Annotated in this window: 14 protein-coding genes; 9 read left to right on the plus strand and 5 right to left on the minus strand. The window is 64.0% G+C overall.

All coding sequences use genetic code 11. The features are described from left to right. Positions 1 to 3: 3 nt before the first annotated feature. From CGL56_RS01980 to CGL56_RS01990, 3 genes are read right to left on the minus strand one after another with little or no spacing between them, the layout of a single operon-like run. Positions 4 to 1,041, minus strand: a complete 1,038-nt coding sequence (locus CGL56_RS01980; RefSeq protein ID WP_167641517.1) for an NAD-dependent epimerase/dehydratase family protein — start codon at positions 1,039 to 1,041, stop codon at positions 4 to 6. Beyond that, on the minus strand, positions 1,031 to 2,125 hold the full coding sequence (locus tag CGL56_RS01985) for an anhydro-N-acetylmuramic acid kinase (protein ID WP_099104815.1): 1,095 nt from the start codon (positions 2,123 to 2,125) through the stop codon (positions 1,031 to 1,033). The genes CGL56_RS01980 and CGL56_RS01985 overlap by 11 nt, the downstream gene beginning before the upstream one ends. Before the next feature lie 5 nt (positions 2,126 to 2,130). Next, positions 2,131 to 2,487, minus strand: coding sequence for a c-type cytochrome (locus tag CGL56_RS01990; protein WP_167641516.1), 357 nt, complete (start codon positions 2,485 to 2,487; stop codon positions 2,131 to 2,133). Between the two features lie 187 nt (positions 2,488 to 2,674). Between CGL56_RS01990 and CGL56_RS01995 the strand changes: the two genes are divergently transcribed. From CGL56_RS01995 to CGL56_RS02020, 6 genes are all read left to right on the plus strand, one after another. Next, complete coding sequence (locus CGL56_RS01995) at positions 2,675 to 3,292, plus strand: 50S ribosomal protein L25 (RefSeq protein ID WP_099104817.1); 618 nt, start codon at positions 2,675 to 2,677, stop codon at positions 3,290 to 3,292. Positions 3,293 to 3,456: 164 nt separating this feature from the next. Continuing rightward, complete coding sequence (locus tag CGL56_RS02000) at positions 3,457 to 4,149, plus strand: hypothetical protein (protein ID WP_099104818.1); 693 nt, start codon at positions 3,457 to 3,459, stop codon at positions 4,147 to 4,149. 2 nt (positions 4,150 to 4,151) lie between these two features. Beyond that, entirely contained in the window at positions 4,152 to 4,913 is a 762-nt protein-coding gene (locus CGL56_RS02005) for a DUF92 domain-containing protein (protein WP_167641515.1), read from the plus strand. A gap of 89 nt (positions 4,914 to 5,002) precedes the next feature. Continuing rightward, positions 5,003 to 6,541: a 2,3-bisphosphoglycerate-independent phosphoglycerate mutase gene (gene gpmI / locus CGL56_RS02010; RefSeq protein WP_099104820.1), complete on the plus strand. Its 1,539-nt coding sequence runs from the start codon at positions 5,003 to 5,005 to the stop codon at positions 6,539 to 6,541. 84 nt (positions 6,542 to 6,625) lie between these two features. Continuing rightward, positions 6,626 to 7,339, plus strand: coding sequence for a peptide-methionine (S)-S-oxide reductase MsrA (msrA, locus tag CGL56_RS02015; protein WP_099104821.1), 714 nt, complete (start codon positions 6,626 to 6,628; stop codon positions 7,337 to 7,339). A 49-nt stretch (positions 7,340 to 7,388) separates the two neighbouring features. Continuing rightward, entirely contained in the window at positions 7,389 to 7,970 is a 582-nt protein-coding gene (locus tag CGL56_RS02020) for a hypothetical protein (protein ID WP_099104822.1), read from the plus strand. A gap of 7 nt (positions 7,971 to 7,977) precedes the next feature. Here CGL56_RS02020 and CGL56_RS02025 read toward each other — a convergent pair whose 3' ends face one another. Beyond that, positions 7,978 to 8,424: a hypothetical protein gene (locus CGL56_RS02025; RefSeq protein WP_099104823.1), complete on the minus strand. Its 447-nt coding sequence runs from the start codon at positions 8,422 to 8,424 to the stop codon at positions 7,978 to 7,980. A gap of 75 nt (positions 8,425 to 8,499) precedes the next feature. Between CGL56_RS02025 and CGL56_RS02030 the strand changes: the two genes are divergently transcribed. The 3 genes from CGL56_RS02030 to CGL56_RS02040 are packed head-to-tail and all read left to right on the plus strand — an operon-like array spanning position 8,500 to position 11,933. After that, positions 8,500 to 9,981: a DUF5691 domain-containing protein gene (locus CGL56_RS02030; RefSeq protein WP_099104824.1), complete on the plus strand. Its 1,482-nt coding sequence runs from the start codon at positions 8,500 to 8,502 to the stop codon at positions 9,979 to 9,981. 21 nt (positions 9,982 to 10,002) lie between these two features. Further along, the gene (trhO, locus tag CGL56_RS02035) at positions 10,003 to 11,061 is read left to right on the plus strand and encodes an oxygen-dependent tRNA uridine(34) hydroxylase TrhO (RefSeq protein WP_099104825.1); all 1,059 of its coding nucleotides are present in this window, start codon (positions 10,003 to 10,005) and stop codon (positions 11,059 to 11,061) included. Positions 11,062 to 11,063: 2 nt separating this feature from the next. After that, positions 11,064 to 11,933, plus strand: coding sequence for an endonuclease/exonuclease/phosphatase family protein (locus tag CGL56_RS02040; protein WP_167641514.1), 870 nt, complete (start codon positions 11,064 to 11,066; stop codon positions 11,931 to 11,933). Here CGL56_RS02040 and CGL56_RS02045 read toward each other — a convergent pair. Continuing rightward, positions 11,930 to 13,294: an alkaline phosphatase family protein gene (locus tag CGL56_RS02045; RefSeq protein ID WP_099104827.1), complete on the minus strand. Its 1,365-nt coding sequence runs from the start codon at positions 13,292 to 13,294 to the stop codon at positions 11,930 to 11,932. The two genes, CGL56_RS02040 and CGL56_RS02045, sit on opposite strands and share 4 nt — an antisense overlap.

The following is a 13,294-nucleotide window of genomic DNA, read 5'->3' on the forward strand; positions in this document are numbered from 1 at the left end:
CGCCTAGCCCGCCGTAAGCAGCGGTACGTAGGTAGCCGGCAGCCCCTCCCCGAGGGTGCGGCTGAGGTGGAAGGCCTGGCCAACCTCCCGGATGGTATCGGCGATGGGAATGTATTCGTTACCCGTTGCTTCCACGTAGGGTCGCCCGTCGTAGCGGTAGGAAGCCTGGGCATTCCGGTGGCTGTCGTGGGTGATCAGCGGAGGCCGGCCGGTGGCCAACGACCGGAGTCCCTCCAGGGGCCACAGTAAAGAAGACTGCCAGCGCGACACCGGGATGGCCGGTGCCGGCGCGGAAACGCTCTCGGCAATGGCCGTGAGGGCTTCACGCCAGCTCAAATTCGCTGCGTTCAGCAGGAAGCGGTCGCGGTCGATGCGCCGGTCGATCACCGTGAGTACGGCCCGGGCCACGTCGCGCACGTCCACGAATCCCGTTGCGCCCCGGGGGTAAGCCCGCGCCCCGTCCGCCGCCCGCCGCCAGAGGCCCGGAGTGTTCTGTCCGTTCCAGTCGCCGGCGCCAAGCACGATAGAGGGATAGAGGGCCGCCACGGAAAGGCCCTCGGCCTGTCCGCGCCAGACTTCCCGTTCGGCGGCGAATTTTGACCGCCCGTAGGCGGTGGGGATTTCTTCCAGCGGCCAGCGGTCGTCGATGCCCGTGGGCGGACCGCCGTCCACCCGGTTCAGGGCGGCTACGGAACTGAGGTAGACCAGCCGGGGCGTACCGCATTCGAGCATCATATTGACCAGATTGGCGGTGCCGCCGGCGTTCACCTTCAGCATTTCGTCCTCGTCACCCGCCTGGAAGGATACCCGCGCGGCCGCGTGCACCACGGTGTCGACACCCTCCAGGGCGTCGGCCAGGCTTTCGGGGTCGGTGACGTCGCCTTCCCGCAGGGTACACCATTCTCCGAGTTCGGCCAGTTTGTCAGTATCCGAATCCGGGCGCACCAGGGCGATGAAGGGACGGCCCGCCGCAGCCAGGGTGCGCGACAGGTAGTAACCGATGAATCCGGTAGCGCCGGTAAGGAGGAGATCAGGCGGCATAGAGGGCGCCATTGATCGTATCGCGGTCGGCCCCCGTGGCCGAGGCCAGGCTGTTGGGCAACCCTTCCTGTCGCAGCAGGGCGCAGAGGGCCACCAGGGCGGCTTCCTTGAAGTCGGTGGTAGGCCCCGGCTCCGCGGTAAAGTGCAGGTTTTCCGCCTGCGTATTCAGTTGGTCCATCAGGAACCCGTTGTGGGCCCCACCCCCGCTTACGAGGACGGACAATGGCTCGGCACCGGGCGCTTGCTGCAGGCTGATCTCGCGGCGGATCGCCCCGGCCAGCCAGACCGAGAAGGTGTGGAGGCGGTCGCCGGCGGAGGCGGGATAATCCCGGATCACGGGCCAGAGCTCCTCCACCACCCACTGGTTGCTGAGGGATTTCGGGGAGGGCCGCCGGTGGAAGGGCAGCTCATCGAGGGCAGCGGTGAGTTCGGGTAGCGGATGGCCGGAACGGGCCAGCTTACCGTCGTCGTCGTACTCCGCCCCGGTTTCCCGGGCCAGGCGGTCCATGATCTGACAGCAGCCGCTCACGTCGCCGGCCGCGTAATCGCCGGAGGGGAGGCGGAGGCTGAAATTGGCGATGCCACCGAGGTTCAGGAAGGCAGCGTACTGAGGGAAGAGGTGGCGGTCGGCCACCGGGGCCAGGGGTGCGCCCTGCCCACCGGCCGCAATATCGGCCGACCGCAGGTCGGTTACCACGGGCACGCCGAGGTGGCCAGCGATGCGGGCACCGTGACCGATCTGCAGGGTGTACCCCAGCTCAGGCTCGTGGTACACCGTATGCCCGTGGCAACCGACGATTCCCGGGCGCGGCTTTTCGTCGAGAAAGGCGGCGGCCTGCTGCCCGATCCAGTCTCCCAGCTCGGCATCCAGCCGCAGCAGTTCGGCAGTAGTGCACTCCGTGGCCCGCTGCAGCCGATCCTTCCACTCCGCCGGGTAGGCTACGGTATCGGCGGCCACGACGGACCACTCCTCCACCGGGTCGGTGGCGGCGGGGTTCAGCTGGAAAGTGCATACGGCCAGGTCGATCCCGTCCAGGGAACTACCCGACATGATGCCCAGAACGGTATGCCGGGCGCCGATCACGCGGACTAGAGGTTTTCGTTGAAGGTCATGGTGTACTTCGCCATGGCCTCGATCTCTTCGGGAGAAAGGATATCTTTAAAGGGCGTCATGATGCCGTTCTCGCTGCCGTTGGTGATGATGTTCACGCGGTAGGCGAGGTCGCGGGTAGATTCCTGGAGGTTGGCCGCGCCATTGGTGCCCATATCTCCGTAGAGGCCGTGGCAGGCGATACAGCGGATCTTCCAGATCTTCTTCACGTCAATATCCTGGGCCGCGGCAACGGCCGGGGTCTCCGCCGCGGGGGCTTCCGAGGTCGTCTCTTCACCGCCTCCACAGGCCAGCATAATCAGGGTAAGCAGAAAGAGGGGAAGGAGCCTTTTCATAATTGTTTGCATCTTTAAGTTTCTTGCGGGCAAGGTAAGTCAACCCGCGTTAACTATAAACCGGGCGCTGCCACATTGTTGGGCCGGAAAACCGACCGCTAAAGTTTTTACCCGATATAGTACCTCAGCCGGGATAATCTCCCTATCTTTGCGGGCCGATAGCGAAACAGCGCGAAAGTATTACCGAATGGAAGTTGTAAAAGTAAGCGGAGAAGTCCGCGAAAACCTGGGAAAGAAAGCATCAAAGGAGGCCCGCCGCAATGGACGGGTTCCCGCCGTCGTCTACGGCTCCGGCGATCCCGTACACTTCAGCATTGACCCGCTGGACGTTCGGGACCTGGTCTACACCCCTGAATTCAGGATCGCGGAGCTCAGCGTAGCCGGTGCTACCCACCGCGCCATCATCAAGGACTACCAGTTCCACCCCGTCACCGATGAGCTGCGCCACATCGACTTCCTCGCCCTGGAAGACGGCCGCAGCATCAAGGTAGAGGTACCCGTTACCTTCTCCGGCACCAGCCCCGGTGTCCGCGGCGGTGGTAAACTGCTGGTGAACGTTCGTCGGATCAAGATCAAGACCACTCCCGAGAACCTGGTCGACCACCTGACCCTGGACATCAGCAAGCTCGAGCTCGGACAGAGCATCCGGGTACGCGACATCCAGCCCGCCGAAGGCGTTGAGATCCTCAACCCCGGTGGCCAGCCCGTGGCTACGGTAGAAGTTCCCCGTGCCCTGCGCTCGGCCGCAACCGCCGAGAAGAAGGCCGCCGAGAAGGACGCCAAGAAAGCCAAGGCTGCCGGGTAATCCCCCGCTCGCCTCACGGCTCAACGATTTTGCAAGGGTAAGCTACCAGCCGGTAGCTTACCCTTTCTTCATTTGGGGCGCTGCCGTCGGAAACACATTTTGTTGCGGGCTTACATTTTCCCTATTTTTGTTGGAGATTTATCCTTACTGCTACCGCCCGGCCCATGAAAAAACAGAAAGTAAACCGCAAGTACAATTTCCCCGACGCCGATCTCTACCAGATGGCCATGGACAGCATCCGGCTCGCCAAGCGCGACCTGGAGCACTTCAAGCGGGGCTACCAATACGACGGCCATCGCCTCAAGGGCTACTACGACCGCTGCCAGCGCTTCGTGGAGATGCCCGACGACGACGAGCTGCTGGGCGACCAGATGGTGGTCACCGACAAGAAATACGAAGCCGCCGAGCAGCTCCGCCACGCCATCCGCTCGGTGATGACCAGGGTGCGCCTGGCCTTCAGCAACCGCACCGGCCGCTACCGCAAGTTCGGCACCGCCAAGATGGGCGACATGACCGATGCCCAGCTCCTGTTCTGCGGCCGGCGGGTCATCCGCGTGGCGCGGGCCCAGTGGGACTTCCTGGCCGATACCGGCCTGAACGAAAGCCACCTCGAACGGCTGGCCAAGGCCTGCCAGGCCTTCGAACTGGCCATGAACATCCAGCAGGACAAGGTAGCCGACCGCGACATCCACGTGGAGTCGCGCATCGACCTCGGTAACCTCATCTATGAAGAGCTCATCACCGTCTGCGACATCGGCAAGGACATCTGGGCGGAAACGGACCGGGCCAAGTACGATGCCTACTGCATCTACGACAGCAATATGGAGCAGAAGCGCATCGCCAAGCAGGCTCCCTGACGGTGGCCGCTGCCCCTACCCTGCTCTGGTGGCTGCTCGCGGCCGTCGGCTTCGGCGTATATGCGGTACGCAGGCGGAGTCTCTCCCCGGGGGGCGCCCTGGCTGCCGGGGCGTTGGGTATCGCGGTGATCGCCACGGCCGGCTGGCCCTGGCTCCTGCCCTTGCTCGCCTTTTTCATCAGCAGTACCGTCCTCGGCCGCCTGCTGCCGGCTGCGGTGACGACCACCGACGCCAAGGACCACCAGCCCCGCGACGCCGTCCAGGTGATCTGCAACGGAGGCGTTTACGGACTGGTGGCCGCCGCCGGGCTGGATCCGGTACTCCTACTCGTCCCCATGGCCGTGGCCACGGCCGATACCTGGGCCAGTGAAATCGGCAAGTATTACCGCCAGCCTACTTATGACATCCTGCTGTTCCAGGCCGTTCCACCGGGCCTGAGCGGAGGGGTAAGTGTAGCAGGAACTGTGGGCGGGGCCGCGGGTGCCGGGCTGGTCGGAATGCTGGGCTGGGTGCTGCTGCCGGACTACACCACCGCACTATTCCTCAGCATCACCGCCCTGGGCTTCGGCGGCATGCTGGTGGATTCGGTATTGGGTGCCGGACTTCAGGCGCGGTACCGCACCGCCTCGGGGCGGCTGAGTGATGAGGCCCTCCCCGACACCCAGCTCATCAGCGGCCGCCGGTGGATGACGAACGACCTGGTCAACCTGATCGCTATCGCGGCCACCACCGCCGTGGCCCTCGGGCTGGAGTTTCTGGGCTGAGGCACCGGAAACCCCGGCGAAAACCCTTCCGCCCGGGCACCCGCGTCCCCGCCAAAGGTGGTTACCTTCGCGGCAAATATCTGCACGACATGAAAGCCGCCAAAACACTGCTGGTCATTCTCGATGGTTGGGGACTCGGACAGCGCCCCGAAGCCGACGCCCTGGCACAGGCCGAAACGCCGCACTTCGACCGCATCTATCAGTCCAACCCCCACGCCACCCTGGTCACCTACGGTGAAGAAGTAGGCCTGCCCGAAGGACAGATGGGCAACTCCGAAGTGGGCCACCTCAACATCGGCGCCGGACGGGTGGTCTACCAGAGTTTTGCCCGCATCAACAAGGCCATCCGCGAAGGGGAACTCGAACAGCTGGCGGCCCTGCAGAACGCCCTGGTCTACGCCCGCGAGAACGACAAGGCCGTACACCTGATGGGACTGCTGAGCGACGGCGGCGTGCACAGCCACATCAAGCACCTGCTGCGCCTCTGCGACATCGCCCACGAGGCGGGCAATGAGAAGGTGTTTATCCACGCCTTCACCGACGGACGCGACGTGGCCCCCACCTCCGGACTGGGTTACCTGCGGACCCTCCTGGACCACATCAAGTTCCAGCCCACCCGGCTTGCAACCGTGACCGGCCGCTTCTACGCCATGGACCGGGATACGCGCTGGGAACGCATCGCGGAGGCCTACCACGCCATGGTGAACGGGAAGGGAGAGCGGACCCGCGACGTCCTGGAAACGGTACAGCAACACTACGACGCCGGCACCACCGACGAATTCCTCAAGCCCATCGTGCTCACCGACGCCGACGGCCAGCCCGTGGCCAACATCGAGGAGGGAGACGTAGTGATCTGCTTCAACTTCCGTACCGACCGGCCCCGGCAGATCACCCGGGCCCTGACGCAGGAAGACTTCCCCGAGCAGAAGATGTACCGCCTGCGCAACCTGCGCTACATCTGCATGACGCAGTACGACGACAAGTTCCAGGACGTGGAGGTGCTCTTCACCCCCGACGACCTGACGAAGACGATGGGACAGGTGGTCAGCGAGGCCGGAAAAACCCAGGTGCGCATCGCCGAAACGGAGAAGTACGCCCACGTCACCTTCTTCTTCAGTGGCGGGCAGGAGGATCCCTTCCCCGGCGAGCGCCGCATCCTCATCGACAGCCCGCGGGACGTGGAGACCTACGACGAGAAGCCGGAGATGAGCGTCTACGGCGTCACGGACGCCATCGTGCGCGACATTGAGGAGAACGCCCCCGACTTCATCTGTCTCAACTACGCCAATACGGATATGGTGGGCCACACCGGGGTATGGGAGGCTGCCATACGGGCCGCCGAGGCGGTCGACGAGTGCCTGGGCCGCCTGTTGGCGGTGGCTACCGTCCACGGCTACCATACGCTGGTGATCGCCGACCACGGCAACTCCGACGTGATGATCAACGAAGACGGCAGCGTGAATACCGCCCACACCACCAACCCGGTGCCCGTCGTGTACGTAGGCCCCGCGGCCGACGAGGTGAAGTTCCGCGGCAACGGAAAGCTGGGCGACGTGGCCCCTACCCTGCTGCAGTTCCTCGGCGTGCCCCAGCCCAGGGAGATGACCGGTCAGAGTTTATTGGTCTGACCGCCGGTGGCCGACAGAAACGGGAGGGGCCATAACCTATCCCGGATCTGCTTGTTTGATGGGGGTAACTATTGAAGAGAACCGATGAACTACCTCCTTTTGCCCTTCCTGCTGCTGTTTCTGAGCCTGACCGCCTGCGACAGCCAGCGCAACAGCGCCGGAACGGCCACCTCCGAAACCACCCCGGCGGCCGAAACCCCCAGTGCCGTAGAGGACATCACCATCGAGGAGCTTGACGCCCGCTACCCCGAGGCCGCAAAGGCCTACTTTGCCGGGGGCTGCTTCTGGTGCACGGAGGCTTCCTTCACCCGCATCCAGGGAGTAGTCGACGTGTACAGCGGCTACGCCGGTGGTACGGCCGAAAATCCGAACTACAAGCAGGTGAGCAGCGGGCAGACGGACTACGCCGAGGCCATCGTGGTCTACTACAATCCCGACGAGATCACCTACGATAAGCTACTCGACATCTTCTTCGTGGCCCACGATCCCACCCAGGTGAACCGCCAGGGCCCGGATATCGGCCCCCAGTATCGCTCGGCCATCTTCCCCCTGAACGAACAGCAGCGGCAGGAGGCCGAGGCGAAGATCGCCAAGCTCAACGCCAGCGGGAAGTTCGACGAAGAGATCGCGACCACCATCGAATCTTCTGAAAACTTCTACGTAGCCGAGGCCTACCACCAGAACTACTACGAAGACCCCACCAACCCCAACCAGGGCTACGTGCAGAACGTGAGCCGGCCCAAGGTGGAGAAGGTGATGAAGGAGTTTAGCGACATCTTGAAGCCGGAGTACCGGTAGGTAGTCCACCCCACCTGCGTGGGCGCCCCTCCCCTAAATATTCGCCGCAATGCACGACATCGAGCCCCACTTCCAATGGCGCGACAACTACCGCGCAGAAGACGACGCCGCCTCCCCCTTCTACGGGCGGCGCTACAGTGAGTTCAGCTACAGCAACCGGGTCTACAACTACCTGCTGCACCCGCAGTGGGACGAATTCGGCTCTGAAACCCTGTACCTGAAGATCCTGTTCGTCGATTACGACGAGCGCTACGCCATCCTTGAACTCATCGGGGAGTGGAACGACGCCTTGCACAACGACATCATGTTCCTGAAGCGGGAGGTCATCGACTATCTGATGGCCGAAGGGATCAACCAGTACATCCTGATCATGGAAGGGGTGCTGAATTTCCACTCGGATACCGACGACTACTACGAGGAGTGGTACCAGGAAGTGGTGGACGGCGGCGGCTGGATCGCCATGCTCAACGTCCACGACCACGTGGCCGACGAGATGAACGGTTCGGGGCTGGATCGCTTCCTGCGCTACGGCGAATACCTGAACCACCTCACCTGGCGGCCCCAGAAACCCCGGCGGGTACACGAAGCGATCGAGGGGCTGCTGCAGACTGAAGTGCGGCGGGTGTTTTAGCCGGTTTTCAGGCCCGCTCCTGTTTCTGCTTGCGGAGGACGATCCGGCCGAGGCGCCGGTCCTTTCCCAGATGTTCCGTCGACATCTCCTGCCAAAACCCCTTCAGGGTACTGTCCCAGAGGTCCGGCTTGTAGACGATCTGGTACTGCCGGCTGAACTCCGGAATGACGTCATTGTCGGAATCGCCAACGAAATTGATCTCGGCAAGTGCCAGCGACCGGTCGTGGTAGAGGTACCCCTGCAGGTCCATCCGCAGGATGTTGCCGTTGGGCAGCGTCACGTAGCTGCGGCCGGTGACTTGTTGTCCGCGGATGGTGAGGTACAGCTGCATCGGCAGCGCCTGGTCCGAATAGAGCCCCCCCACCGTCATGGTACCTTCCCAGAGGCCGTCGAGGGCGGGCTGGGCTTTCAGGCAGACCGGCAGGAGTAGGAAGGACAGCAGGAGTGTTTTCATCTTCGGACTTGGGGTGCAACGGGAATGTAAAGCAAATTTTCCGGTGTCCGGTTCAGTCCGGCTTACCTTGCGCCGATGGCCACCGCCCCTTCCTACTCCGACCTGCTCCACGCCCTGACGCTTGGCACGGCGCGCCGCCCGGTGGACCCCGCCTGGATGGAATGGCTGGATGAGCGCGGGGCCATCGACCCCGTCGCCGACGCTCCCGAGCAATTGCTGGCCAGTTGGGCCCTGATCGAACGGCTGCACCGGTTGCGCGAACGCCCCGTCAGCCCCGCTGCTCCCGACGCCGTTGATCGGGCACCCGCCGAAACCCTTTCGCCACCATCACCCCGCCTGGCCCGCGGGCTGCAACTCATGCTGGAAGGCCCCTATACTTCCCTTCTTGAGGAGGGCATGGAATTGCTGTTGTCGAGCGGCAGTTACCTCCCCCACAGTCTCCTGCCGGCCCTGCTCCCGCGCGCCGCCGCCTTGCTGGACGAGGATCCCGCCCGGGCCTCCCGCTGGATGCGGGCTACCGGCCACCGGGGGCCCTGGCTGGCGCGGCAGCATCCGGACTGGGCACCGCTGGGCCCGGACTACGATTACGCCGCGGCCTGGCGCCGGGAGGAACAGCCGGGCAAGCGGGCTACCCTGCTGGCCCGCTGGCGGTACGCCGAACCCGCCGCGGCCCGGGCCGCCCTGGCCAGGCAGTGGGACGCGCTGAGCCCCCGCAACCAGGAGGTATTGCTGGAGGGGCTAGTCGTGGGCCTATCCCCGGACGATCACGCCTGGCTGCGGGAAGCCCTCGCTCCCAAGCGCAAAGGCGTAAGGCGAAGCCTGTCCCGCCTGCTGCTCCTCGCCGGGGAACCCACAGCTATCGAGGACTTCCGCCAAATCGCCCGCCATACGTGGCAGACGGGTGCTTTGGACCACGACCTCCAAGAGACCCTGAAAGCGCACGGCGGGGTAAAAGCCCCCCAGACCCTGCGGCAGCGCCTGCTGGAGATCCTGCCCCTTGGTGAATGGGCCACGGTGTCCGGACAGCCATTACCGGACTTCTGGCGAGGATTGACTACCCTGGAGCTGCGGGATGCCGGGCGGGCGGTCCGCGACTTTGATGATTCGGATACCCGCTTGACCTTCCTCCGCTACCTGTTGCTGGAGGAGCCCGGCCAGTTCCCCCGCGACCTGGCCACGGACTTGATCCGGCGGATTTCCCGCGATGAATTCGATGCCCTCTACGACACCGTGCTTACCCAGCGGAGTGATGCCCTGCGGTTGCGGGGGCTGCCGAGGTTCCTGGCGCTGCAGCGGCGGACCAGCTGGAATGAACGGCTCAGTAAGGCCATGATTCGTAAGCTGGTCGACGACCTCCACAGCCGCCAGCTGGACTACGCCACCCAACGCGACCTGGGACTGCACTGGCAGTCGGCCATCCCCCTGCTCGACCCCCAGCTCTTCCCCTGGCTGCGGCAGCAGCTCCACACCACGGCGGAACGCCCGGACGCCTTCGGCAAGCTGGCTGCCGAACTCCTGCAAACCACCTCCCTGCGGCGGCAGCTGCGCCAGCCCTGAGCCGTATATTTGCGGCCGCTTATGGACCGTAAACCACACGAACTCCGCAATTTGCTGCCCCGGGAGGTACTGCAGGCCCGCCTCGACGCTGAAACGGCGCCCCGCACCACCCTGTCGTTCTACCGCTACGCCCACATCGAAGACCCCCAGGCCTTCCGCGACGAATGCTACGCCCGCTGGGAGCCTCTGGGCGTACTGGGACGCATCTACGTAGCCACCGAAGGCATCAACGGCCAACTCTCCGTCCCCACCCCCAACCTCAAGGCCTTCCGCGAGGCCCTCTACAGCGTGCCCTTTCTGGAAGGTACCCGCCTCAACATCGCCATCGAGGCCGAGGCGCGGTCCTTCCTCAAGCTCATCATCAAAGTGCGGCCGAAGATCGTCGCCGACGGCCTGAACGACGCAACCTTCGACGTCACCAAGCGGGGTCGCCACCTGAACGCCCGGGAGGTGAACGAACTGCTGGCGAAGGAAGATACCATCGTCGTCGACATGCGGAATCACTACGAAAGCGAGGTCGGTTACTTTGAGGGCGCCATCCGCCCGGCGGTCACCAATTTCCGCGACATCCTCCCTGTGGTAGAGGAGATGCTGGAAGACCAGAAGGACAAGGAGATCGTGATGTACTGTACCGGCGGCATCCGCTGCGAAAAGGCCAGCGCCTACTACCTCCACCGGGGCTTCGAGCGGGTGAGCATGGTGGACGGCGGCATCATCGAATACGCCCGGCAGTGCGAGGCCCAGGGATTGGAAAAGAAGTACCTCGGCAAGAACTTCGTCTTCGACGAGCGGCTGGGCGAGCGGATCACCGAGGATGTTGTCAGCCGCTGCCACCAGTGCGGTAGGCCCAGCGACCGCCAACTCGACTGCGCCAATACCTCCTGCCACATCCTCTTCATCCAGTGCGAGGATTGCGCGGACGCCCACGAGGATTGCTGCTCGGAGGAATGCCGGGATTTCAATCGACTGCCGGAAGACGAGCGGGCCCGACTGGCCCCGGGACGGACCTTCAACGGACAGCGTTTTGGCAAGGCAATGCCGCCCCGCAGCGAACCAGAAAGCGGAGCGGGCATTCAGTAGTCATGACACTCAAGATTTCCCTGCGGTCGCTGACCGTGACTACCCTTCTGCTCTTTCTTTTTTCCTCCTGTGTACCCTTTCGGGACGGCGGCTCTGCCGACGCCCCCCTGACGGTGATGTCGTACAACGTACGCTACGACTCCCCCGACGACGGCCGCAACCGCTGGGAGAACCGCCGCGATATGCTCGTGAACCAGGTGCTCTTCCACCACCCCCATGTCATGGGTACCCAGGAAGTGTTGCCCAACCAGTTGCGTTACCTGCGCCGGCAACTCGACGACTACGAGTACGTTGGTGAGGGCCGCGATGGGGGCAACGAGGGAGAACACTCCGCCCTGTTCTACGACAAACGCAAATTGCGGGTGGAGGACAGCGGCACCTTCTGGCTTTCGCCTACCTCGGGCCGGGTTTCCACCGGCTGGGATGCCGCCCTGCCGCGCATCGTCACCTGGGCGCGGTTCCGGCGGCTCGATACGCGGGAGTCGTTCATGGCCTTCAATACCCACTTCGACCACGTGGGTGAAACGGCGCGGATCGAGAGCGCCCGCTTACTGGTGAACATGATCAGTCAGCTGAACCGCGACCGCCTACCCGTGGTGGTGACCGGCGACCTTAACCTCACCCCCGATACGGAGGCCATCGCCGTACTGACCGACTACCTGGAGGATGCCTACGCCGAAGCCCCAGTACGCCTGGGACCCGAGGGGACCTTTACCGGATTCGATTACGATGCTCCGGCCAACCGGCGGATCGATTACATCATGGTTTCCTCCGGTGTGGAGGTGCTGCGCTTTGCCACCCTGACCGATGCGGTGGACCGTCGCTTCCCCTCCGATCACTTTCCGGTGGTGGCCGACTTGGTACTTCCCTAGTCGAACGTCTGCTTCAGCAACCAGTCAAACACCTCCGGGGCATTCAGTTTGTCCGGCGTAGGCTGCCGGCTGATGAAGACGGGCAGTTCACCATCCGCGGCACCCAGTCGGCCGTGGGAGCCCTTGACCATTTCCGGTCGCAGGGGCACCACGTCCATCAGGGTACGGAAGCCTAGTTTCTTGCCGATCACCTTCAGGCCGATCCGCGGGATCATCAGCTTCTTGTCCGGATCCAGGAACATCTCCACGGGGTCGTAGCCCGGCTTCTTGTGAATGTCCACCGTACGGGCGTAGTCCGGCGCGCGATCGTCGTCCAGCCAGTAGTAGTAGGTAAACCAGCTGCGCTCATCGGCCACGGCCACCAGTTCACCGGCCCGGGGGTGGTTGATCCGGTACTCCCGCTTGCCGGCTTCGTCCAGCAACAGTTCGATGCCGGGTTCGTCCTTGAGCAGGTCGCGGACGAGGGGGATGTCGGCCGAGTCCTGGATGTAAATGTGGGCGATCTGGTGGTCGCAGAGGGCCACGGCGCGGCAGGTGCCCACATCGAGCAGTTCGGTACCGCGTTCCTCGCGGACGCTGATGAGGCCCGCCTTGCGCAGGATCCGGTTGATGGCTACGGAGCGGTCGACGTTGGTGATGCCGTACTCCGAAAGCACGCATACCTCTACGCCATTGGCTTCGTAGTAGTTGATCAGTTTTTCCACCACGCCGTCGATTTCCCGCAGGTCCTGCCGCACCGAGGGGTGGTCGGTGCCGTGCCGCTGGAGGTTGTAGTCGAGGTGGGGCAGGTAGACCAGGTTCATCGTGGGCCGGTGCCACTCGTGCACCAGGCGGGCCGCGTCGGCGATCCACTGGCTGCTGACGATGTTGGTTCGGGGGCCCCAGAACGAGAACAGCGGGAAGGTTCCCAGCTCCTGCGTCAGCCGGTGGCGCAGTTCCATAGGATAGCTGTAGCAGTCGGGGAACTTGCGGCCGTCGGCCAGGTACTGGGGCCGCGGGGTGACGGTGTAGTCCACCGAGCTGTACATCGCGTACCACCAGCAGATGTTGGCAATGGTGAAATTTGGGTCGCGCTCCCGGGCTACCTCCCAGATCTTCGGGGATTCCACCAGGTGATTGGACTGCCGCCAGAGTTTCAGCTCCATCTCGTCGCGGAATAGCCAGCCGTTGGCCACGATGCCATGGTCCTGGGGGTATTTGCCGGTCAGGTAGCTGGTCTGGGCCGTGGTGGTGACGGCCGGCAGGGCCGGTTCCACGGCGGCGACCCGGCGGTTGGCGGACCAGCGCGACAGGAAGGGCGTATCGGGGCCGATGAGGTCGGCGGTGAGGCCTACGATATTGAGGATGGCGGTGGGGCGCAT

The sequence above is a fragment of the Neolewinella marina genome (assembly GCF_002631205.1).
Lineage (GTDB): Bacteria > Bacteroidota > Bacteroidia > Chitinophagales > Saprospiraceae > Neolewinella > Neolewinella marina.

Excerpts from the sequence above, each read along its gene's own strand:
- CGL56_RS01995 (WP_099104817.1), top strand. The coding sequence starts at position 2,675 with ATGGAAGTTGTAAAAGTAAGCGGAGAAGTCCGCGAAAACCTGGGAAAG.
- msrA (WP_099104821.1), top strand. The coding sequence starts at position 6,626 with ATGAACTACCTCCTTTTGCCCTTCCTGCTGCTGTTTCTGAGCCTGACC.
- CGL56_RS02020 (WP_099104822.1), top strand. The coding sequence starts at position 7,389 with ATGCACGACATCGAGCCCCACTTCCAATGGCGCGACAACTACCGCGCA.
- CGL56_RS02030 (WP_099104824.1), top strand. The coding sequence starts at position 8,500 with ATGGCCACCGCCCCTTCCTACTCCGACCTGCTCCACGCCCTGACGCTT.
- CGL56_RS02040 (WP_167641514.1), top strand. The coding sequence starts at position 11,064 with ATGACACTCAAGATTTCCCTGCGGTCGCTGACCGTGACTACCCTTCTG.
- CGL56_RS02025 (WP_099104823.1), bottom strand. The coding sequence starts at position 8,424 with ATGAAAACACTCCTGCTGTCCTTCCTACTCCTGCCGGTCTGCCTGAAA.
- CGL56_RS02045 (WP_099104827.1), bottom strand. The coding sequence starts at position 13,294 with ATGCGCCCCACCGCCATCCTCAATATCGTAGGCCTCACCGCCGACCTC.
- CGL56_RS01980 (WP_167641517.1), bottom strand. The coding sequence starts at position 1,041 with ATGCCGCCTGATCTCCTCCTTACCGGCGCTACCGGATTCATCGGTTAC.
- CGL56_RS02000 (WP_099104818.1), top strand. The coding sequence starts at position 3,457 with ATGAAAAAACAGAAAGTAAACCGCAAGTACAATTTCCCCGACGCCGAT.
- gpmI (WP_099104820.1), top strand. The coding sequence starts at position 5,003 with ATGAAAGCCGCCAAAACACTGCTGGTCATTCTCGATGGTTGGGGACTC.
- trhO (WP_099104825.1), top strand. The coding sequence starts at position 10,003 with ATGGACCGTAAACCACACGAACTCCGCAATTTGCTGCCCCGGGAGGTA.
- CGL56_RS01990 (WP_167641516.1), bottom strand. The coding sequence starts at position 2,487 with ATGAAAAGGCTCCTTCCCCTCTTTCTGCTTACCCTGATTATGCTGGCC.